This is a genomic window from Pulveribacter sp., from assembly GCF_032079985.1.
Lineage (GTDB): Bacteria > Pseudomonadota > Gammaproteobacteria > Burkholderiales > Burkholderiaceae_C > Melaminivora.
The window spans coordinates 237,926-257,205 of record NZ_DAMATK010000003.1; the positions used below are offsets into that span (position 1 = coordinate 237,926).

The window sequence follows — 19,280 nt, forward strand, 5'->3', positions numbered from 1 at the left end:
AAAGATAGCTTTCAGCCCAGCAGCCGGGCCAGCGTGAGCAGCGCCAGCAGCAACATCCACACCACCACCGAACGCCAGACCAGCCCAACCACGCTGCGCAGGTGGCCCACCTCGGGCTCGCGCCCAGGCGTGCTGTCGCTGTCGCCCAGTTCGGCGCCGGCCTCGAAGCCGGGCGTGACGTAGGCGTCGGCGCTGGCCTTGCGTAGCGCCTCGCCGCCCAGGCGCACGTTGATGGCGCCAGCCGTGGCCGCCAGGATCACGCCGTCGTTGTCGCTGGGAAAGCGCTGGGCGTGGAAGCGCCAGCCCTCGATGGCTTCCTCGAAGCTGCCGACCACCGCAAAGCACAACGCCGTCAGGCGCGCCGGCACCCAGTCAATGACCGTCCAGGCCTGCGCGGCCACGGTCTGCAGCGCGCTGCTCGCCGGGTGGGCGGTGGCGGTGTGTGGCGCCCAGTAGCGCGCCACGAACTCCGCCAGCCGGTACAGCACCGCACCTGCCGGTCCCAGGCCCAGCGCGGCGCACACCGAATACCAGGCCAGCACGCCGAACACGTGGCGGTGCGCGGCGATCACCGAGTATTCAATGACGTGGCGCACCACCTCGCTGCGGGGCAGCTCGCTGGCGTCCACCTGCTTCCACTGCGCCAGGCGGGCACGGGCACCAGCGGCGTCGCCCTCCTCCAGCGCATCGCGGATGCCGGTGAAGTGGTGGCTGAACTGGCGAAAGCCCAGCGTGACGTAGAGCACGGCCACGTTCCACACCAGGGCCAGCGGCCAGCCGATGAAATGCAGCAGCGCCCAGTACACGCCCAGCACCGCCAGCGGCGGCAGCAGCACGCCCAGGGCCCAGGCCACCCAGGCGTGCTGGGAGCTGCCGGCGTCGAAGTTGCGGTTGACCGACAGGGCCCAGGCACGCAGGCCGGCGTGCATGGGGTTGCTGCGCGCCAGCGGCCGCGCCTGCTCGATCAGCAGTGCAAACAGGATGGCGAAGAAACTCATGGCGGGCAATCATAGCGGCGCAGGTGGCGCGCTCCGTCCAGCGCTTTCAGGCGCTGAGGAAGCGGTAGAGGTTGCGCAGCATGCCGGCCGTGGCACCCCAGATGAAGCGCGCCTTGTCGCCATCCTGGTAGGGCATGGCGAACCATTCGCGCTGGTGGCCCTGCCAGCGCAGCAGGTGGCGCTGGTGGTGCGAGGGGTCCAGCAGGTAGTCCAGCGGCACCTCGAACACGTCCGCCACCTCGTGCGGATTGGGATGCAGCGGTGCGCCCGGGCGCACCAGGCCGACCACGGGCGTGACGATGAAGGAGGTTCCCGTCACATACACCGGCAGGTGGCCCAGCACCTCCACGGCCGCCGGCTCCAGGCCGACCTCCTCGTGCGCCTCGCGCAGCGCCGTGGCGGCGGCGTCCACGTCGCCCGGGTCGGTGCGCCCGCCGGGGAAAGCCACCTGGCCGGAGTGCGTGGACAGGTGGGCCGTGCGCTCGGTCAGCAACACCGTGGGGCGCTCGTGCAGCACGATGGGCACCAGCACCGCGGCCTTGGCCGGCTGGCGGTCGGCGAACTTGGGCTCGCAGCGGATCTCGGGCGCCCAGGGCGGCGGCGCGGCAAAGCGCCGGCGCAGCGCATCGGGCAGTTGCTCGGCCGGCGCCACGCGCGGCAGGTGCGCGTCCACGCCGATGACGGGCACGGTGCGAGGGTCGAAAACGGGCAGACTGGGGGGCAGCGGCATCGCAGGGATGACAGGGAAATGCGGGGACGGGCAGGCGTGCCGGAAAAAGAAGACCCAAAAAAAACGCTACAGGGCCGAAGCACTGTAGCGTTTTTCCCGAACCCTGGCGGGCGCCTGGTGGCGCCCGTCGGGTGCCTATCCTTACGCGGCGGTCGGAGCGACCTTGACGCGCGAGGGCAGCTTTTCCTTGATGCGGGCCGACTTGCCGCTGCGGCTGCGCAGGTAGTAAAGCTTGGCACGGCGCACGTCGCCGCGGCGCTTGACTTCGATGCCGGCGATCAGCGGGCTGTAGGTCTGGAACGTGCGCTCCACGCCTTCGCCGCTGGAGATCTTGCGCACCGTAAAGCCGCTGTTCAGGCCGCGGTTGCGCTTGGCGATCACCACGCCTTCATAGGCCTGCACGCGCTTGCGGGCACCTTCCACCACGTTCACGCTGACGATCACGGTGTCGCCGGGGCCGAACTGGGGAATGTTCTTGTTCAAGCGGGCGATTTCTTCCTGCTCGAGGGTCTGGATGAGGTTCATGGTTGCACTCGAATGCGATCTTGTCCGCGCCAGGATTGGCATGCGGCGCCACGATTGGCGCCTGTGTGCTGTGCTTGGAATGTTGCGGTGCGCAGCGGCCGGCCAGAGGATCGAAAGCCCGCCATTATAGCAAGGGCGGCGTTCGAGACAAAAACGCCTCATCCTCGCGCGTGATGCGGCCCTGCTGGCGCGCCTGATCCAACAGGTCGGGACGATGCCGTGCGGTGACGGCCAGGCGCTGCTGGCGTCGCCAGCGCTCGATCTGCGCGTGGTGGCCCGACAGCAGCTCGGCCGGCACGGCCTGGCCCTGCCAAGCCTCGGGGCGTGTGTAATGAGGGCAGTCCAGCAGACCGTCCAGCTCGGGGTTGAAGCTGTCGAGCTGGTGGCTGCCGGCGTCGTGTAGCACGCCGGGCTGCAGGCGCGCCACTGCGTCCAGCAGCGCCATGGCGGCGATCTCGCCGCCGGAGAGCACGAAGTCGCCCAGGCTGATCTGCAGCTGCACGTAGCTGTCGATGAAGCGCTGGTCCACGCCTTCGTAACGCCCGCAGAGCAAGATGGCGCCGGCGCCCTCGCTCCAGCCCTGTACGCCGGCATGGTCCAGCCGCCGGCCGATGGGCGAGAACAGCACCAGTGGCGCCTGCGCGCCCTCGCCTTCCGCCCGCTCGGCACGGATGGCCGCCACGCAGCGCGCCAGCGGCTCGGCCAGCATGACCATGCCGGGGCCGCCGCCGAAGGGGCGGTCGTCCACACGGCGGTAGTTGCCCTCGGCCCAGTCGCGCGGGTTCCACAGCTGCACCTGCACTTGCCCCGAGGCGTAAGCACGGCGCGTCACGCCGCTGGCCAGAAAAGGCGCGAACAGCTCGGGGAACAGCGTGATGACGTCAAAGCGCATGGCGGGCAGGCGGGTACGTCAGAAGTCGGGCTGCCAGTCCACGGTGATGCGTCGCCCGGCGAGGTCCACCTGGTCGACGAAGGCCGAAACGAAGGGCACCAGCCGCTCGTGCGGCTTGCCATCCTCTTCATAGCTCAGCACCAGTGTGGTTTGCGGACCGGTGGGCAACAGGTCGCGCACGGTGCCCAGGGCCACGCCCTCGCGGTTCACCACCTCCAGGCCAATCAGGTCGACCCAGTAGTACTCGTCCTCGCCGGCCGCCGGAAAGCCCGAGCGCGGCACGAAGATGCGCGCGCCGCGCAGGCCCTCGGCCGCGTCGCGGTCGTCCACGCCGCGGGCCCAGGCCACCACGGCGTCCGAGTGGATGCGCGCCTGGCGGATGTCCAGCTGCACGGTGCCGGCAAAGGTGTTCTTGCTGCCGCGCTCGGCCGGCTGCAGAAACCAGGTGCGCGCCGACAGCAGGCCCTCGGCATCGCTGCTGTAGGGCAGCACCTTGAACCAGCCCTTGACGCCCCAGGCGTCGGCGATGCGGCCGACCTCCACGGCATCGGCCGGCAGTTCGGCGGGGTTCAGCGCGGGCAGCGGGGGTGTCATGGTGGTGCGTGGCAAAAAGAGAAAGGAAAGAAGGCCATCAAAGCAAAAAGGCGAGCCCGCCGGTCATGCCAGCGGGGCTCGCCCTGTGCGCTTGGTCGGCCGGGCCGTTATCAGGCGGCCGGCTGCTGCTTGGCAGCTTGCTTGACCAGGCGTTCCACGGTGGGGGACGCCTGGGCGCCGACGCCCTTCCAGTAGGTCAGGCGGTCCTGGGCGATGCGCAGGGTTTCTTCGCCGCCCTTGGCCGAGGGGTTGTAAAAGCCCAGGCGCTCGATGAAACGGCCATCGCGGCGCACGCGCTTGTCGGACACGACGATGTTGAAGAAAGGACGGCCCTTGGAGCCGCCGCGCGAGAGTCGAATAACGACCATGATGAATCCTTCGGGTGGAGCAGCCTTTGGCAACAATGCGAAGGCCGCGTCATTCTTGCCGCGTTTGAGACACGCGACTGGCCACCCGGCCAGCGACACGCAGCAAAGCCCGCGATTATATCCACAACCCTTCCTCCTACCATGCCCCTTATCCGTCCCAGCCATGAAGGCGACCTGCCCGCCATCACCGCCATCTACGCCCACCACGTGCTGCACGGCACGGGCACCTTCGAGACCGAGCCTCCCAGCGTGCAGGACATGGCGGGGCGCCGCGCCGAGGTGCTGGCCCGCGGCCTGCCCTGGCTGGTGGCGAAGGACGAGGCCGGCGCCGGACTGCTGGGCTTTGCCTACTGCAACTGGTTCAAGCCGCGCCCGGCCTATCGCTTCTCCGCGGAAGATTCCATCTACGTCGCCGATGACGCCCGCGGCCGCGGCGTGGGCCGGCTGCTGCTGGCCGCACTGGTGCGTGAGGCCGAAGGCGCGGGCGTGCGAAAGCTCCTGGCCGTTATCGGCGACTCGGCCAACGCCGGCTCCATCGGCGTACACCGGGCCGCCGGCTTCACCGAGGTGGGCGTGCTGCGCTCGGTGGGCTGGAAGTTCGGCGCCTGGCGCGACGTGGTGCTGATGGAAAAGCCCCTGGGCCAAGCCGACGGCACGGCGCCCGAATGATCGCCGGCCAATAATCGCACCCCATGAAGAACAAGACCGTGGCCGCCTGGCTGGCCTTCCTGGGGGGCCCGCTGGGGCTGCATCGCTTTTACCTGTACGGCCTGCGCGACTTAGCTGGCTGGCTGCTGCCCATCCCCACGGCGCTGGGCGTGTACGGCATAGAGCGCGTGCAGCAGTGGGGGCTGGACGACCACCTGAGCTGGGTGCTGATCCCGCTGCTGGGCTTCACCATCGCCGGCTGCGCGTTGCGCGCCATCCTCTATGGCCTGATGACGCCCGAGCGCTGGAACGCCCGATTCAACCCCCAGGCTGCGCCCGACGCCCCTGCCGGACGCACCGGCTGGGTCACGGTGTTCGCCATCGGCCTGTCGCTCATGCTGGGCACGGCCGTGCTGATGGCCAGCCTGGCGTTCAGCTTCCAGCGCTACTTCGAATACCAGATCGAAGAGGCGAGAAAAATCTCTCAATAAAACAGGCGCCAGCGCTTGTCCAGCAAGCGCCAGCAGCTACATAAACAATAGCAAATCGCCGACCGCTTGAAACCGGCGCGCCCCCGCTGCCAGCAGACGCCGTGGATCTGGCTTCGCCAGTCCACCAGCGTCGTCCCCCTTCCCAGCGCGCAGCGCGCCAGAGAAGGGGGAAGCCGCGCAGCGGCATAGGGGGTTGTTCTCTAGTACAGCTGCAGACTGATCCAGTACGCGATCGCGGCGACGAAGGCGCTGGCGGGAATCGTGAGGATCCACGCCCAGATGATGTTGCCCGCAACGCCCCAGCGCACGGCGCTGGCGCGCTGGGTGGAGCCCACGCCGACGATGGCGCCGGTGATGGTGTGGGTGGTGGAGACAGGGATGCCCAGGGCCGTGGCGATGAACAGCGTCATGGCCCCGCCCGTCTCGGCGCAAAAGCCCCCCACGGGCTTGAGCTTGGTGATCTTCTGGCCCATCGTCTTGACGATGCGCCAGCCGCCGAACATGGTGCCCAGGCCGATGGCGGCGTAGCACGAGATGATGGTCCACAGGGGCGGCGTGGTGTCGCTGGCCGAAGCGTAGCCGGTGGCTATCAGCAGCAGCCAGATGATGCCGATGGTCTTTTGCGCGTCGTTGCCGCCGTGGCCCAGGCTGTAGGCACCGGCGGAGACCAACTGCAGCCGGCGGAACCACTTGTCGATGCGGCTGGGGCGTGCCCGGCGGAAGGCCCAGGCCACGACCACCATCATCACCGACCCCAGCAAGAAGCCCAGCAGCGGCGAGACGAAGATGAAGGCCACGGTCTTCAGGATGCCGCTGGCCACCAGCGCGCCGGCGCCGGCTTTGGCGATCACCGCGCCCACGATGCCGCCGATCAGCGCGTGCGAAGAGCTGCTGGGAATGCCGTAGTACCAGGTGATGACGTTCCAGGTGATGGCGCCCACCAGCGCGCCGAAGATCACGTGCGTGTCCACCACGCCCGGATCCACGATGCCCTTGCCGATGGTGGCCGCCACGCTCAGGTGGAACACGAAGATGGCGACGAAGTTGAAGAACGCCGCGAACACCACGGCCTGCGCGGGCTTGAGCACGCCCGTGGAGACCACGGTGGCGATCGAGTTCGCGGCGTCGTGGAACCCGTTCATGAAGTCGAACAGGATGGCCAGCGCCACCAGCAGGGCGACGATCCACAGGGCGGTTTGCATTGTTTCCATGGTGGTGGCGGTAGCCGATGCCAGATGCGGCCGGCCCGGCTCAGGAATTCTCGAGGATGATGCCCTCGATGTGATTGGCCACGTCCTCGCAGCGGTCGGTCACGCTCTCCAGCAGCTCGTAGATGGCCTTGAGCTTGATCAGCTCGCGCACGTCCGCCTCCTCGCGGAACAGCTTGCTCATGGCGCTGCGCAGTACGCGGTCGGCATCGCCTTCCAGGCGGTCGATCTCCTCGCAGGTCTTGAGGGCCGCCTCAGCCACGGCCGGGTCGGCGATGCGGGCCAGCAGCTTGACGGCATCCTGCACGCGCTCGCAGCACTTGAGGCTCAAGTCGGTCAGGCGAGTGATCTCCTCGGTCATGTGGCGGATGTCGTACAGCGCCATCGTCTCGGCCGAGTCCTGCAGCAGGTCGGCCACGTCGTCCATGGTGTTGATCAGCGAGTGGATCTGCTCGCGGTCGATGGGCGTGATGAAGGTCTTGTGCAGCGTGCGGTTGACCTCGTGCGTGACGCGGTCGGCGGCGCGCTCGGCGTTGTCCACGTCCAGGTTGTAGCGGTCGCGCAGGTGCGGGTCGTTGTAGTTGGCCACCAGCTGTGAAAACGCGCGGGCGGCCTCCACGATGCGCTCGGCATGCTGGTTGAACATCTCGAAAAAATTGCCTTCGCGCGGCAACAGCTTGCCAAACAGCATGAGGGCTCCTGGAGGGGGTAGTCGAAGGGCGGGGAAGGAGAAGGGGCCTCGCAGGCCCTGACCCGTCGTGGGGGCCGGGGTCCGGGTGGGCGCGAGTTTAACCGGGTGCCGCGCCCGCGCTCAGGCGCCGCGAAAGATGAAGTACACGGCCCCGACCAGGCACAGGCCCGCCCACAGGTAGTCCCACTTCAGCGGCTCGCCCAGGTACAGCGCGGCAAAGGGCACGAACACCGTCAGGGTGATGACCTCCTGCATGATCTTGAGCTGGCCCACGCTGAACTGCGTGTGGCCGATGCGGTTGGCGGGAACCTGCAGCAGGTATTCGAACAGCGCGATACCCCAGCTGAGCAGCGCCGCCACGTACCAGGGCGAGGACGCCAGGTTCTTCAGGTGGCCGTACCAGGCAATGGTCATGAAGACATTGCTGGCCACCAGCAGCAAGATGGTCTGCAGCGAGACGGGCAGGGATTGCAGGGCGTGCATAGCAAATCGGGTTTTCAAGCCAAATCGCACTCTAGCGCAATACGGACAAGCGCTGGCAGCTATGAATACAGAAGCACACAGGCAGAAAAAAGCCCCGCCGCAGCGGGGCCAAGCCTGGCGTTCCTGATGCGCCAGTTCCCCAAAATATCTGCCCTGCCGGCCTACTCGCCCAGGTAGGCGGCGCGCACGCGCGGGTCGGACAGCAGCTGCTGTCCGCCGCCTTCCATCGTGATCAGGCCCGACTCCATGACGTAGCCGCGATCGGCAATCGCCAGGGCGCGGCTGGCGTTCTGCTCCACCAGCACGATGGTCACGCCCAGGGCGTACACGTCGCGCACCACCTCGAAGATCTTGTCCACCATGATGGGCGACAGGCCCATGGAGGGCTCGTCCAGCAGCAGCACCTTCGGCTGGCTCATCAGCGCACGGCCCATGGCCAGCATCTGCTGTTCGCCGCCGGACATGGTGCCGGCCAGCTGGTCCTTGCGCTCGCGCAGGCGCGGGAAGATGTTGAACATCTTCTCCACGTCGGCGGCGATGCCGGCCTTGTCGTTGCGGGTGTACGCGCCCATCAGCAGGTTCTCCGTGATGGTCATGCGCGCGAACACGCCGCGGCCCTCGGGCACCATCACCAGTCCCTGGCGCACTAGGTCCCACGCACCCTTGCCGCGGATGCTCTGGCCCATGTACTCGATGTCGCCATCGTTCATGCCCTGAGTGCCGGTGATGGCCTTCATGGTGGTGGTCTTGCCGGCACCGTTGGAGCCGATCAGCGTGACCAGTTCCCCCTCGCGCACCTCCAGGTCCACCCCCTTGACGGCCTGGATGCCGCCGTAGGCCACCTTCAGTCCCTTGACCTGCAGCAGCACTTGCTTGGATTGATCGGCCGTTGTTGCCATGTGTGCCATTTCCTCAGTGTCCACCGGTGCCGAGGTAGGCCTCGATCACCTTTTCGTTCTTCTGCACATCGGCGGGCGAGCCCTCGGCGATCTGCTTGCCGTAGTCCAGCACCGTGACGCGGTCGCACAACCCCATGACCAGCTTCACGTCGTGCTCGATCAGCAAGATGGTGCGGTTGTCGTTGCGGATGCGGTCGATCAGCTCGCGCAACTGCACCTTCTCGGTGGCGTTCATGCCGGCGGCCGGCTCGTCCAGGGCGATCAGCTGCGGGTCGGTGGCCAGGGCGCGGGCGATCTCCAGGCGGCGCTGGTCGCCGTACGACAGGGTGCGCGCCTTGTAATCGGTGTACTTGCCGATGCCCACGTAGTCCAGCAGCTCCTGCGCGCGCTGGGCGATGGCTGCCTCCTCCTGCAAGAAGCTCTTGGTGCGAAAAATCGCCCCTCCCAGGCCGGAACTCGTGCGGATGTGCCGCCCCACCATCACGTTCTCCAGCGCCGTCATGTCGGCGAACAGGCGGATGTTCTGGAAGGTGCGCGCGATGCCGGCCTTGGCCACCAGGTGCACGGCGCGCGGCTCGTACGGCTGACCGGCCAGCTCGAAGCTGCCGGTGTCGGGCGTGTACAGCCCGGTGATCACGTTGAAGAACGTGGTCTTGCCGGCGCCGTTGGGTCCGATCAGGCCGTAGACCTGGCCGCGGTGGATGGTGATGCCCACGTCGGACAGGGCCTGCAGGCCGCCAAAGCGCTTGGAAATGCCCGCGACCTTGAGCACCACTTCTTTATCTGCTGCTGTATCTGCCATGTTGTGAATGCGATGTCGATGGGGTTCAGGACTTCTGCGCCAGGCTCTTGCCGTGCTCGGGCGCCGGCCACAGGCCGCGCGGGCGCAGCAGCATGACGATGATCATGGCCAGGGCGATCAGCAGCTGGCGCAGGATGGAGGAGTCCAGTCGGCCATCGGTCATGGCCTGCAGCGGGCCGGCCACGTAGCGCAGCACCTCGGGCAGCGCCGACAGCAGCACGGCGCCCAGAATCACCCCGGGGATGTGGCCGATGCCGCCCAGCACCACCATGGCGACGATCATCACGGACTCCATCAGGCTGAAGGACTCGGGCGAGACGAAGCCCTGGAATGCGCCGAACATGGCGCCCGCCACGCCGCCGAACGAAGCGCCCATGCCGAAGGCCAGCAGCTTCATGTTGCGCGTATTGATACCCATGGCCTTGGCGGCGATCTCGTCCTCGCGGATGGCCATCCAGGCGCGGCCGATGCGCGAGTCCTGCAGGCGGTAGCAGATCACGATGGTGATCAGCACCAGGGCCAGGAACAGGTAGTAGTACAGCGTGACGGAGCTGATGTCGAAGCCGAACAGCTCCAGGCGCCGCCCGAAGTCCAGCCCGAAAAGCTTGACCGAGTCGATCTGCCCCAGGCCCTTGGGGCCGTTGGTGATGTTGACCGGGTGGTCCAGGTTGTTCAGGAAAATGCGGATGATCTCGCCGAAGCCCAGCGTCACGATGGCCAGATAGTCGCCGCGCAGCTTGAGCACGGGAATGCCCAGCAGCACGCCGGTGATGGCCGCCAGCACCAGGGCCAGCGGTATCACCATCCACAGCGACATGTGCAGGCCCTCGGGGAAGTGCGCCGCGAACCAGGCGAAATTGTCGGCCAGGTGGGGCGAGGCCAGCAGGCCGAACATGTAGGCGCCCACGGCATAGAAGGCCACGTACCCTAAGTCGAGCAGGCCGGCATAGCCCACCACGATGTTCAGGCCCAGGGCCAGCATGACGTACAGCAGCGCCAGGTCGGCGATGCGCACCCAGGCGTTGCCGAAGTACTGCAGGATCAGCGGCAGCACGAGCAGCGCGATGCCGCCCAGGATCCATTGGATCTTGTGATTTTTCATGGTGTGGTTGCTCCCCTCTTCAGGCCCGGTCGGCCACGCGCTCGCCCAGCAGGCCCGAGGGGCGCAGCGTGAGGATGATGATCAGCACGATGAAGGCGAAGATGTCGGTGTAGTGGCTGCCCAGCACGCCGCCCGTGAGGGTGCCGATATAGCCCGACCCGATGGCCTCGATCAGGCCCAGCAGGATGCCGCCCACCACGGCGCCGGTCAGATTGCCGATGCCGCCGAACACCGCCGCCGTGAAGGCCTTCAGGCCCGGCAGGAAGCCCATGGTGTGCTGGGCCGTGCCGTAGTTGGAGGCGTACATGATGCCGGCGATGGCCGCCAGCACGGCGCCGATGATGAAGGTGGCGGAGATCACCATGTCCGGCTTGACGCCCATCAGGGCCGCCACGCGCGGGTTCTCGGCCGTGGCCCGCATGGCGCGGCCCAGCCGGGTGTAGCTGACCAGGTAGACCATGGCCGCCAGCGAGATCACCGTCACGCTCAAGATCAGCACCTGGGTGCTGGTGATCACGGCGCCGCCGACCTGGAAGGGCGTGGACGGCAGCAGCGTGGGATAGGGCTTGTAGTTGGGCTTCCAGATGATCATGGCCAGCGTCTGCAGCAGCAGCGACATGCCGATGGCGGTGATCAGGGGGGCCAGGCGCGGGCTGTTGCGCAGCGGCCGGTAGGCCACCTTCTCGATGGTGTAGTTAAGCACCGCCGCCACGAAGCAGGCAATGAGGGTGGCCAGCAGCAGGATGAGCCAGCCGGGCGCGCCGGGCATGGCATCGCGCATCAGACCGATGCAGCTCCAGCTGGTGAGTGCCCCGATCATGAGCACCTCGCCGTGCGCGAAGTTGATGAGCTGGATGATGCCGTACACCATGGTATAGCCCAGGGCTATCAAGGCGTACATGCTGCCCAGAACCAGACCATTGATGATCTGTTGCAGCAGGATGTCCATAAGTTGAGTCCTTCGGTCCTTCGTGAGTGACGCATGCGCCCGGCGGGCAGCCCCCTTGGCTCAGCCTTGTGGGCCGCCTGCCGGTCAAGTCCACGCCAGCTGCCTCGAAGACAAATTCAGCGTTTCCTTACTAAAAAACCCGGCAGCCACCATGCTGCGCGGGTCTTCTGTGTGAAATTCTGTCACGGCTTTGATGAGCCCCGCAGTGCCGTCTCGGCGGGGTTTTCCCTCGATCGCCAAGCCCATCAGGCAAGCATCCGAATCATTAGAAATACTGATGTTGGCCAAAAATTCAGGGTATGCGCTTATTCCCAGCGCGGGCGGCGGCCACCGCTTCGGGGCCGGCCTTAGTCGAGGTCGGACTCGCTGGCGCGGGCCGCAGCGTTGCGCTCACGCAGCTCCTGCATCTTCTGGCCGATCTTGATCTCCAGCCCACGCGGCACGGGCTGATAGAAGCCCGGCGGCTCCATGCCCTCGGGCAGGTAGGACGCGCCGGCGGCAAAGCCGCCCTCCTCGTCGTGCGCATAGCGGTAGCCGCGGCCGTAGTCCAGCTGCTTCATGAGCGCCGTAGGGGCGTTGCGCAGGTGCAGCGGCACGGGCTGGCTGCCGCCTTCCTTCACAAAGGCGCGCGCCTTGTTGTAGGCGGCGTAGCCGGCATTGCTCTTGGGCGCCACGGCCAGGTAGAGCACGGCCTGCGCCAGGGCCAGCTCGCCTTCGGGTGATCCCAGGCGCTCATAGGTCTGGGCCGCCTCGTTGGTGATCTGCAACGCGCGCGGATCGGCCAGGCCGATGTCCTCCCAGGCCATGCGCACGATGCGCCGCGCCAGGTAGCGCGGGTCGGCCCCACCGTCGAGCATGCGCACCAGCCAGTACAGCGCCGCATCCGGGTCCGACCCGCGCACCGACTTGTGCAGCGCGCTGATGGTGTCGTAGAACTGCTCGCCGCCCTTGTCGTAGCGGCGCACCTGCTGGCCCAGCACCTTGAGCAGCCAGTCATCGGCGATACGCTCCACGCCCGCCTGAGCGCCGGTGATGGACAGCGTCTCCAACGTGTTCAGCAGGCGCCGCGCGTCGCCGTCGGCATAGGCCACCAGACGCTCCAGCGCTTCGTTTTCGATAGCTGGCACCGCTTGGCTGGCCTGGGCTTTGGCCACTATTTGCTTCAAATCATCGGCCGTCAGCGGCTGCAGCACGTAGACCGTGGCGCGCGACAGCAGGGCGGAGTTGACCTCGAACGACGGGTTCTCGGTGGTCGCGCCCACAAAGGTGAACAGGCCGCTTTCGACATGCGGCAGGAAGGCGTCCTGCTGGCTCTTGTTGAAGCGGTGCACCTCGTCGACGAAAACGATGGTGCGCTGGCGCATCAGGCCGTCACGCGCAGCCTCGGCCTGCTGCACGGCCTCGCGGATCTCCTTCACGCCCCCCAGCACGGCGCTGATGCTGATGAACTGCGCGTCGAACGCCTCGGCCATCAGCCGGGCAATGGTCGTCTTGCCCGCCCCCGGCGGCCCCCACAGGATGCAGCTGTGCGGGCGCCCGGACTCGAACGCCAGCCGCAGCGGCATGCCCGGCCCCAGGATGTGCTGCTGGCCGATCACCTCACCCAGTGTGCGCGGGCGCAGGCGTTCGGCCAGGGGTTGATGAAGGGCAGCGGAGGGAGGAGAAGACGGCATGGCAACCCGAAAAAGCAGCACCGATCGTAGCGGCTTCGCCCTCCACGGCCCGGCAGGCGCGGCGGCGTTCCTTCCTATGATGCACGTCTGTCTTCAGGAGATGCCATGCAATACCACGGAAGCTGCCACTGCGGCCAGATCGCCTTCGACGTGGAAGGAGACGCCATCACCCAGGCCATGGCCTGCAACTGCTCCATATGCTCGCGCAAGGGCTCGCTGCTGTGGTTTGTGCCGCGCGAGCGGCTCGCGCTGCGCACCGACGCCGCCCGGATGGCCACCTACACCTTCCACAAGCACGTGATCCAGCATCACTTTTGCCCCACCTGCGGCATCCACCCCTTCGGCGAGGGCACGGGGCCGGACGGCCGCACCATGGCGGCCGTCAACGTGCGCTGCCTGGACGGAGTGGACCTGGACACGCTGCACATCGAGCACTACGACGGCCGCGCGGCCTGAAGCCGGGAGGCCGCGCCATGCCTGTCCGCATCGTCCGCCTGGGCAGCCCGCGCGCGCCCAACGAGGGAACGCGCATCGGCACCGTGCGCCGTCCGCCGCGCGGCGTACCCCGCGACCAGTTCGCTGCGCAGGACTGGTATTACGCCTGGCTGCCCAACCTGGCACCCAGCGCCGAGGCCGTGAAGCAGGCGCTGGCGGCGCACAGTGACGCCGAATGGGGCGAGTTCGCCCGCCGCTACCGCCGCGAGATGGCAGAGCCTGACCGGCGCCATCTGCTCGACACGCTGGCCCAGCTGTCCAGGCAGGCCAACTTCTCCGTCGGCTGCTACTGCGAAAACGAGGCGCGCTGCCACCGCTCGCTGCTGCGCGAGTTGCTGGCGCAGGCCGGCGCGGACATCCGCGAAGACTGAACAAGAGCCCCATGGCGCCCAGAACCCTGCCCGCTGCTCCACAACCTCTTTTGCCCCTGGGCGATCTGCTGCAGCGCGTGCGCCAGTGCACGCTGTGCGCGCCCGTCCTGCCGCTGGGCCCGCGACCGGTGCTGCAGGCGGGCACGGGCGCACGCATCCTCATCGCCAGCCAGGCGCCCGGGCGCAAGGTGCATGCCTCGGGTGTGCCGTTTGACGACGCCAGCGGCGAGCGCCTGCGCGACTGGCTGCAGCTGCCGCGCGAGGTGTTCTACGACCCGGAGCGCGTGGCCATCGTGCCCATGGGCTTTTGCTACCCGGGCAAGGGCGCCTCGGGGGACGCCCCACCGCGCCCCGAGTGCGCGCCCACCTGGCGCGCGCCGCTGCTGGCGCTGCTGCCGCACATCACGCTGACGGTGGCCGTGGGCCAGTACGCCATCGGCTGGCACCTGCCGGCCAGCCGCGGCCGGCCACTGGCCGAAACGGTGCGCGCCAGCGGCGCGCCCGGCAGCCCGGTGATCGCCCTGCCCCACCCCAGCCCGCGCAACAATGGCTGGCTCAAGCACAACCCGTGGTTCGAGGCCGAATGGCTGCCCGGCGTGCGTCAGCGGGTGGCCGCGGCGCTGGCGCAGGATACAAGCGAAATCGACCTCTAGTACCCGCCAGTCAAGCGCTGGCAGCTATCAAAACAGGAGTTTTACTGCTGCAACACGTCCGCCCCCGCGGGCGGCTTGAAGGTGAAGGTGCCCGCGGGTAGCACGGGGTTGAGCTTCATGCCGCTGAAGCGGATCAGCGAGCGCTGGCCAAAGCTGTCCAGGATGTCCAGCGCCGCCAGGGTCTCGCCATCGAAGCCCACGCGCACGCTTTTCAGCTGGCCATCGCGCGCCTTCGGCGTGGCCAGCACCCACTGCAGACCGTCCTGGTCGGGGGCGGATTCCAGCGTGAAGTCGGCGCGCAGCGCCGCCAGATCGGGTGCAGAGGCCAGCAGCGCGGCGGGCGTAGAGCCCAGCGCCTTGTCCTGCGCACGCTGGGTGACCTGGTTCAGGTCAGCGTCGTAGAGCCATAGCGTCTTGCCGTCGGCGACGATGGTCTGCTCGAACGGCTTTTGGTAGACGAAACGGAAGTGCCCCGGCCGCTGGAAGTCAAAAGTGCCGCTGCTGGTCTTGCTGCGCGCGGGCTGGCCTTCCTTCGGGGGTGCGGTCACCGTCTGCGTGAACTGCGCGCTGCCGCTCTGGGCAGACTTCATGAAGTTTTCGAGGCTGGAAAGGCCGTCAGCCCAGGCCCACTGGGCGCTGGCAGCTATCAAAACAGTAGTGAACAGTTTTTTCATAGGGATTTCTCAAAAGCGCTGATCCGGGCGCTACCGATCCAAACAGACCGCCCGCAGCCAGCGGACACCGCGCAAGGGCCGCCCCGCAGCGCTGGTGTCGTCCCCCTTCCCGGCGTCAGCCGAGAGAAGGGGGAAGCCGCGCAGCGGCTCAGGGGGCTGCCCTTACTCCCGAGCGGGCACCAGCACTTCGCGCTGGCCGTTGGACGTGAGAGCGCTGACCAGGCCGGCGTTCTCCATGTCCTCCAGCAGCCGCGCCGAGCGGTTGTAGCCAATGCGCAGCTTGCGCTGGACGTAGGAGATGCTGGCCTTGCGGTCTTTCAGCACCACCTCCACGGCCTGGTCGTACATGGGGTCCTTCTCGCCCCCGCTGCCGCCTTCGCCGTCGCCCAGCCCGAAGCCGCTGTCGTCACCGTCGACGGTACCGCCTTCCAGCACCCCGTCGATGTAGTCCGGCTCCCCCTGGCTCTTGAGGTAGTTGACGACGCGGTGCACTTCCTCGTCCGACACGAAGGCGCCGTGCACGCGCACCGGCAGGCCGGTGCCGCTGGCCATGTAGAGCATGTCGCCCATGCCCAGCAGGGCCTCGGCGCCCATCTGGTCCAGGATGGTGCGGCTGTCGATCTTGCTGGAGACCTGGAAGGCGATGCGCGTGGGAATGTTGGCCTTGATCAGGCCGGTGATCACGTCCACGCTGGGCCGCTGCGTTGCCAGGATCAGGTGGATGCCGGCGGCACGCGCCTTCTGCGCCAGGCGGGCGATCAGCTCCTCGATCTTCTTGCCCACCACCATCATCAGGTCGGCCAGCTCGTCGATGACGACCACGATGTGCGGCAGGCGCTCCAGCGGCTCGGGCTCCTCGGGCGTGAGGCTGAAGGGGTTGTAGATGAACTCCTCGCGCGCCTTGGCCTCGTCGATCTTGGCGTTGTAGCCCGCCAGATTGCGCACGCCCAGCTTGCTCATCAATTTATAGCGCCGCTCCATCTCGGCCACGCACCAGTTCAGGCCGTGCGCGGCCTGCTTCATGTCGGTGACCACGGGCGCCAGCAGGTGCGGAATGCCCTCGTAGACCGACATTTCCAGCATCTTGGGGTCTATCATGAGCAGGCGCACGTCGCGCGCCTCGGCCTTGTACAGCAGGCTCAGGATCATGGCGTTGATGCCCACCGACTTGCCCGAGCCGGTGGTGCCGGCCACCAGGCAGTGCGGCATCTTGGCCAGGTCGGCCACCACCGGGGCGCCCACGATGTCCTTGCCGAGGCCTACGGTCAGCATGCTGCGCGCATCGTGGTAGACCTGCGAGCCCAGGATCTCCGACAGGCGGATGGTCTGGCGCCGGGCGTTGGGCAGCTCCAGCGCCATGGTGGTCTTGCCAGGAATGGTCTCGACCACGCGGATGGACACCAGCGACAGCGAGCGCGCCAGGTCCTTGGCCAGATTGACGATTTGCGAGCCTTTCACGCCCGTGGCCGGCTCGATCTCGTAGCGCGTGATGACCGGGCCGGGCGCGGCGGCGACCACCGTCACCTCCACGCCGAAGTCGCCCAGCTTCTTCTCGATCAGGCGGCTGGTCATCTCCAGCGTGTCGGCGGACACGCTCTCCTGGCGCGTCTGGGCGGTGTCCAGCAGGTCCACCTGCGGCAGGGCGCTGTCGGAGATCTCGGTGAACAGGGGCTTTTGCCGCTCCTTGACCACCCGGGTGCTGGGCACCGGGTCGGCCAGCTGCGGCTCGATGATGGTGACAGGGGCGTGTACCCGCGCGGCGGAGGCCGCGGGCGCATCGTCCGCATGCGGCTCCTCGCGCACCGCCGGGCCCTGGCGCTCGCGCGCCGCGCGCCGGCCCACGGCCGCGTCGCGCACGCGCTCGCGCCGCGCCCGGCCGGCCTGCACCAGGGCATCGATGCGCGCGCCCAGGCGCTCGGCCAGCTGGCCCCAGGAGAAATGGAACACCAGGCCCGCACCCAGCACCACCAGCACCACGCCGGCCAGGCCCGAGCCAGTGAAGCCCAGCCACTTCACCGCCAGCGGCCCCATCAGGTAGCCCAGCACACCGCCGGCGTGGCCGGGCAGCAAGTCTTCGAAGCGGTACAGGCGCGACCACTCCAGCGCGCAGCTGGCGCCCAGGAGCAGCGCCAGCCCCAGCCAGTACAGGGCGCGGCGCAGCCAGGGGTGGGACGGCGTGGCGCCACCGGCGTGCTGGCCGCCGCGCATCCAGTGCGCCAGCGAGGCCAGCCAGGCGTGGACCGCCGCGGCCACCGCCCACCAGACGGAAAAGCCGAGCGCGAAATAGCTGGCGTCCGCCGCCCAGGCGCCCAGGCGGCCGACCCAGTTGGCCACCGCGCCGTGCTCCGGCGCGCCCGTCGTGGACCAGGCCACGTCCTGCGGCGAAAAGCTGGCCAGCGCCAGCAGCCAGAACACCAGCGCCAGCAGCCCCGCGATCAGGCTGAGCTCGTGGCCGAAGCGGGCCACGCCGCCGCGCCCCGCGCCCTTGGCCTGCGACGTTGCGTTCAGGGTATTGAGGGAATAAGTCATAGAGCGAAAAGCCAAGCGCGGAAGCTTACCCCATGCCTTTGGCGGGGCGATGGCCGCTCCCTACAATGGCCCGGCCGGGCGCCGCAGCGCCCTTCTCCAACCGCTTTGTCGACGACCATCATGTCCAATACGCAACACGCCAAAGTCCTGATCCTGGGCTCGGGCCCCGCCGGCTACACCGCCGCCGTCTATGCGGCGCGTGCCAACCTCAACCCGGTGCTGATCACCGGCATGGCCCAGGGTGGCCAGCTCATGACCACCACCGAGGTGGACAACTGGCCGGCCGACGCCAACGGCGTGCAGGGCCCGGACCTGATGCAGCGCTTCCTGGAGCACGCCGAGCGCTTCAAGACGCAGGTGATCTTCGACCACATCAGCGCCGTGGACCTGTCCAAGCGCCCCTTCACCCTCACCGGCGACAGCGGCACCTACACCTGTGACACCCTGATCATCGCCACCGGCGCCTCGGCCAAGTACCTGGGCCTGCCCTCCGAAGCGGCCTTCATGGGCCGCGGCGTGTCGGCCTGCGCCACCTGCGACGGCTTCTTCTACCGCGAGCAGGACGTGTGCGTGGTCGGCGGGGGCAACACCGCCGTGGAGGAAGCCCTGTACCTGTCCAACATCGCCCGCAAGGTCACCCTGGTGCATCGGCGCGACAAGTTCAAGGCCGAGCCCATTCTCGTGGACAAGCTGATGGAGAAGGTCAAGGAGGGCAAGATCGAGCTCAAGACCCACTTCACGCTGGACGAAGTGCTGGGCGACGACAGCGGCGTGACCGGCATCCGCATCAAGAGCACCCGGGACGAGCACACCGAGGACATCGCCCTGCAGGGCGCCTTCATCGCCATCGGCCACCACCCCAACACCGACATCTTCCAGGGCCAGCTGGACATGGAGAACGGCTACATCACCACCCAGGGCGGCTTGAAGGGCTTCGCCACCCAGACCAGCGTGCCGGGCGTCTTCGCCGCCGGCGACGTGCAGGACCATGTGTACCGCCAGGCCATCACCAGCGCCGGCACGGGCTGCATGGCGGCGCTGGACGCGCAGCGTTTTTTGGAGCAGCAGGACTGAAGCTGCGCGCGAAGCAGGTCCACAGGCCTGTGCCACAATCGCGCCCGCCGCCCGCCAGGCTCTGCCTGACAGGCGGCTTTTCACCAGGTGCTTCGCCCGCTCCACGCGGGCAACGAAGTTCAACGGGAAGCAGGTGCGCGTCGTCTTGTGAACAAGACCCGCAATTCCTGCGCTGCCCCCGCAACGGTCAGCGGAAACCAAGTCTTGCCCGCCAGCATGCCCCGCATGCCGGCTGCCACTGCGCCACATGGCGCGGGAAGGCGCAAGGCCTGGTGCGCCATGCGCACCATCCGTGAGCCCGGATACCGGCCTGCGTGAACATGTAGCGGCGGCTGCGGGCGAGCGGCGGGCCGGACAAGCACGGCCCTTGCACCGGCCTTTTTGCTTGGCCGTTCTCATCTCATTCCAGCTGCCATCAGCAACGTAGCGCG

The 19,280-nt window shown here is 67.8% G+C and carries 22 protein-coding genes and 1 riboswitch; of the genes, 6 read left to right on the forward strand and 16 right to left on the reverse strand.

The genetic code is table 11. The features are described from left to right. Positions 1-11 precede the first annotated feature (11 nt). The 6 genes from RT282_RS12325 to rpsP form a co-directional block, all read right to left on the reverse strand. Positions 12-998, reverse strand: coding sequence for a CobD/CbiB family protein (locus tag RT282_RS12325; protein WP_313314472.1), 987 nt, complete (start codon positions 996-998; stop codon positions 12-14). 46 nt (positions 999-1,044) lie between these two features. Continuing rightward, complete coding sequence (locus tag RT282_RS12330) at positions 1,045-1,728, reverse strand: CoA pyrophosphatase (RefSeq protein WP_313314475.1); 684 nt, start codon at positions 1,726-1,728, stop codon at positions 1,045-1,047. A 141-nt stretch (positions 1,729-1,869) separates the two neighbouring features. Continuing rightward, the gene (gene rplS, locus RT282_RS12335) at positions 1,870-2,253 is read right to left on the reverse strand and encodes a 50S ribosomal protein L19 (RefSeq protein ID WP_312305486.1); all 384 of its coding nucleotides are present in this window, start codon (positions 2,251-2,253) and stop codon (positions 1,870-1,872) included. 124 nt (positions 2,254-2,377) lie between these two features. Continuing rightward, positions 2,378-3,145, reverse strand: a complete 768-nt coding sequence (trmD, locus tag RT282_RS12340; protein WP_313082093.1) for a tRNA (guanosine(37)-N1)-methyltransferase TrmD — start codon at positions 3,143-3,145, stop codon at positions 2,378-2,380. Positions 3,146-3,163: 18 nt separating this feature from the next. After that, the gene (gene rimM / locus RT282_RS12345; protein WP_313314480.1) at positions 3,164-3,739 is read right to left on the reverse strand and encodes a ribosome maturation factor RimM; all 576 of its coding nucleotides are present in this window, start codon (positions 3,737-3,739) and stop codon (positions 3,164-3,166) included. Positions 3,740-3,849: 110 nt separating this feature from the next. Further along, a complete protein-coding gene (rpsP, locus tag RT282_RS12350; RefSeq protein ID WP_312305481.1) occupies positions 3,850-4,107 on the reverse strand; it encodes a 30S ribosomal protein S16 in 258 nt (85 codons plus the stop codon). Between the two features lie 141 nt (positions 4,108-4,248). On the opposite strand from rpsP, the gene RT282_RS12355 reads away from it, so the two are divergent. Together RT282_RS12355 and RT282_RS12360 are read left to right on the forward strand one after the other, a co-directional pair. Continuing rightward, positions 4,249-4,776 carry an N-acetyltransferase family protein gene (locus tag RT282_RS12355; RefSeq protein WP_313314485.1) on the forward strand — a complete coding sequence of 176 codons (528 nt, stop codon included), beginning with the start codon at positions 4,249-4,251 and terminating at the stop codon, positions 4,774-4,776. A 23-nt stretch (positions 4,777-4,799) separates the two neighbouring features. Beyond that, positions 4,800-5,246 (forward strand): hypothetical protein, encoded by a 447-nt coding sequence (locus RT282_RS12360; RefSeq protein ID WP_313314487.1) that lies wholly within the window; start codon positions 4,800-4,802, stop codon positions 5,244-5,246. Positions 5,247-5,446: 200 nt separating this feature from the next. On the opposite strand, the gene RT282_RS12365 is transcribed toward RT282_RS12360, so the two are convergent. The 8 genes from RT282_RS12365 to RT282_RS12400 form a co-directional block, all read right to left on the reverse strand. Next, positions 5,447-6,457, reverse strand: a complete 1,011-nt coding sequence (locus RT282_RS12365; protein ID WP_313314490.1) for an inorganic phosphate transporter — start codon at positions 6,455-6,457, stop codon at positions 5,447-5,449. A 40-nt stretch (positions 6,458-6,497) separates the two neighbouring features. Further along, positions 6,498-7,145, reverse strand: coding sequence for a DUF47 domain-containing protein (locus tag RT282_RS12370; protein WP_312306762.1), 648 nt, complete (start codon positions 7,143-7,145; stop codon positions 6,498-6,500). A 120-nt stretch (positions 7,146-7,265) separates the two neighbouring features. Continuing rightward, complete coding sequence (locus tag RT282_RS12375) at positions 7,266-7,628, reverse strand: DMT family protein (RefSeq protein ID WP_312306763.1); 363 nt, start codon at positions 7,626-7,628, stop codon at positions 7,266-7,268. Positions 7,629-7,789: 161 nt separating this feature from the next. Further along, positions 7,790-8,527, reverse strand: coding sequence for an ABC transporter ATP-binding protein (locus tag RT282_RS12380; RefSeq protein ID WP_312306765.1), 738 nt, complete (start codon positions 8,525-8,527; stop codon positions 7,790-7,792). A gap of 13 nt (positions 8,528-8,540) precedes the next feature. Continuing rightward, entirely contained in the window at positions 8,541-9,329 is a 789-nt protein-coding gene (locus tag RT282_RS12385; protein WP_312306766.1) for an ABC transporter ATP-binding protein, read from the reverse strand. Positions 9,330-9,354: 25 nt separating this feature from the next. Further along, on the reverse strand, positions 9,355-10,431 hold the full coding sequence (locus tag RT282_RS12390) for an ABC transporter permease subunit (protein WP_312306767.1): 1,077 nt from the start codon (positions 10,429-10,431) through the stop codon (positions 9,355-9,357). 19 nt (positions 10,432-10,450) lie between these two features. Then, positions 10,451-11,380 (reverse strand): branched-chain amino acid ABC transporter permease, encoded by a 930-nt coding sequence (locus RT282_RS12395; protein ID WP_312306768.1) that lies wholly within the window; start codon positions 11,378-11,380, stop codon positions 10,451-10,453. 347 nt (positions 11,381-11,727) lie between these two features. After that, the gene (locus RT282_RS12400; protein ID WP_313314495.1) at positions 11,728-13,053 is read right to left on the reverse strand and encodes a replication-associated recombination protein A; all 1,326 of its coding nucleotides are present in this window, start codon (positions 13,051-13,053) and stop codon (positions 11,728-11,730) included. Positions 13,054-13,158: 105 nt separating this feature from the next. Here RT282_RS12400 and RT282_RS12405 point away from each other — a divergent pair, with 105 nt between their 5' ends. The 3 genes from RT282_RS12405 to RT282_RS12415 are packed head-to-tail and all read left to right on the forward strand — an operon-like array spanning position 13,159 to position 14,572. Next, a complete protein-coding gene (locus RT282_RS12405) occupies positions 13,159-13,509 on the forward strand; it encodes a GFA family protein (RefSeq protein ID WP_312306771.1) in 351 nt (116 codons plus the stop codon). A 17-nt stretch (positions 13,510-13,526) separates the two neighbouring features. Next, a complete protein-coding gene (locus RT282_RS12410; RefSeq protein WP_313314498.1) occupies positions 13,527-13,919 on the forward strand; it encodes a DUF488 domain-containing protein in 393 nt (130 codons plus the stop codon). Positions 13,920-13,930: 11 nt separating this feature from the next. Next, positions 13,931-14,572: a uracil-DNA glycosylase family protein gene (locus RT282_RS12415; protein WP_313314501.1), complete on the forward strand. Its 642-nt coding sequence runs from the start codon at positions 13,931-13,933 to the stop codon at positions 14,570-14,572. 41 nt (positions 14,573-14,613) lie between these two features. Here RT282_RS12415 and lolA read toward each other — a convergent pair whose 3' ends face one another. Next, complete coding sequence (gene lolA, locus RT282_RS12420) at positions 14,614-15,246, reverse strand: outer membrane lipoprotein chaperone LolA (protein WP_313314503.1); 633 nt, start codon at positions 15,244-15,246, stop codon at positions 14,614-14,616. A 162-nt stretch (positions 15,247-15,408) separates the two neighbouring features. Continuing rightward, positions 15,409-17,775, reverse strand: coding sequence for a DNA translocase FtsK 4TM domain-containing protein (locus tag RT282_RS12425; protein WP_313314505.1), 2,367 nt, complete (start codon positions 17,773-17,775; stop codon positions 15,409-15,411). A 120-nt stretch (positions 17,776-17,895) separates the two neighbouring features. Here RT282_RS12425 and trxB point away from each other — a divergent pair, with 120 nt between their 5' ends. Further along, the gene (gene trxB, locus RT282_RS12430) at positions 17,896-18,849 is read left to right on the forward strand and encodes a thioredoxin-disulfide reductase (protein WP_313314509.1); all 954 of its coding nucleotides are present in this window, start codon (positions 17,896-17,898) and stop codon (positions 18,847-18,849) included. 68 nt (positions 18,850-18,917) lie between these two features. Continuing rightward, positions 18,918-19,178: riboswitch (cobalamin riboswitch) on the forward strand. The last annotated feature ends 102 nt before the right edge of the window (positions 19,179-19,280 follow it).

Coding starts and splice junctions, on each gene's coding strand:
- RT282_RS12325 (WP_313314472.1), bottom strand. CDS start 998: ATGAGTTTCTTCGCCATCCTGTTTGCACTGCTGATCGAGCAGGCGCGG.
- RT282_RS12330 (WP_313314475.1), bottom strand. CDS start 1,728: ATGCCGCTGCCCCCCAGTCTGCCCGTTTTCGACCCTCGCACCGTGCCC.
- rplS (WP_312305486.1), bottom strand. CDS start 2,253: ATGAACCTCATCCAGACCCTCGAGCAGGAAGAAATCGCCCGCTTGAAC.
- trmD (WP_313082093.1), bottom strand. CDS start 3,145: ATGCGCTTTGACGTCATCACGCTGTTCCCCGAGCTGTTCGCGCCTTTT.
- rimM (WP_313314480.1), bottom strand. CDS start 3,739: ATGACACCCCCGCTGCCCGCGCTGAACCCCGCCGAACTGCCGGCCGAT.
- rpsP (WP_312305481.1), bottom strand. CDS start 4,107: ATGGTCGTTATTCGACTCTCGCGCGGCGGCTCCAAGGGCCGTCCTTTC.
- RT282_RS12355 (WP_313314485.1), top strand. CDS start 4,249: ATGCCCCTTATCCGTCCCAGCCATGAAGGCGACCTGCCCGCCATCACC.
- RT282_RS12360 (WP_313314487.1), top strand. CDS start 4,800: ATGAAGAACAAGACCGTGGCCGCCTGGCTGGCCTTCCTGGGGGGCCCG.
- RT282_RS12365 (WP_313314490.1), bottom strand. CDS start 6,457: ATGGAAACAATGCAAACCGCCCTGTGGATCGTCGCCCTGCTGGTGGCG.
- RT282_RS12370 (WP_312306762.1), bottom strand. CDS start 7,145: ATGCTGTTTGGCAAGCTGTTGCCGCGCGAAGGCAATTTTTTCGAGATG.
- RT282_RS12375 (WP_312306763.1), bottom strand. CDS start 7,628: ATGCACGCCCTGCAATCCCTGCCCGTCTCGCTGCAGACCATCTTGCTG.
- RT282_RS12380 (WP_312306765.1), bottom strand. CDS start 8,527: ATGGCAACAACGGCCGATCAATCCAAGCAAGTGCTGCTGCAGGTCAAG.
- RT282_RS12385 (WP_312306766.1), bottom strand. CDS start 9,329: ATGGCAGATACAGCAGCAGATAAAGAAGTGGTGCTCAAGGTCGCGGGC.
- RT282_RS12390 (WP_312306767.1), bottom strand. CDS start 10,431: ATGAAAAATCACAAGATCCAATGGATCCTGGGCGGCATCGCGCTGCTC.
- RT282_RS12395 (WP_312306768.1), bottom strand. CDS start 11,380: ATGGACATCCTGCTGCAACAGATCATCAATGGTCTGGTTCTGGGCAGC.
- RT282_RS12400 (WP_313314495.1), bottom strand. CDS start 13,053: ATGCCGTCTTCTCCTCCCTCCGCTGCCCTTCATCAACCCCTGGCCGAA.
- RT282_RS12405 (WP_312306771.1), top strand. CDS start 13,159: ATGCAATACCACGGAAGCTGCCACTGCGGCCAGATCGCCTTCGACGTG.
- RT282_RS12410 (WP_313314498.1), top strand. CDS start 13,527: ATGCCTGTCCGCATCGTCCGCCTGGGCAGCCCGCGCGCGCCCAACGAG.
- RT282_RS12415 (WP_313314501.1), top strand. CDS start 13,931: ATGGCGCCCAGAACCCTGCCCGCTGCTCCACAACCTCTTTTGCCCCTG.
- lolA (WP_313314503.1), bottom strand. CDS start 15,246: ATGAAAAAACTGTTCACTACTGTTTTGATAGCTGCCAGCGCCCAGTGG.
- RT282_RS12425 (WP_313314505.1), bottom strand. CDS start 17,775: ATGACTTATTCCCTCAATACCCTGAACGCAACGTCGCAGGCCAAGGGC.
- trxB (WP_313314509.1), top strand. CDS start 17,896: ATGTCCAATACGCAACACGCCAAAGTCCTGATCCTGGGCTCGGGCCCC.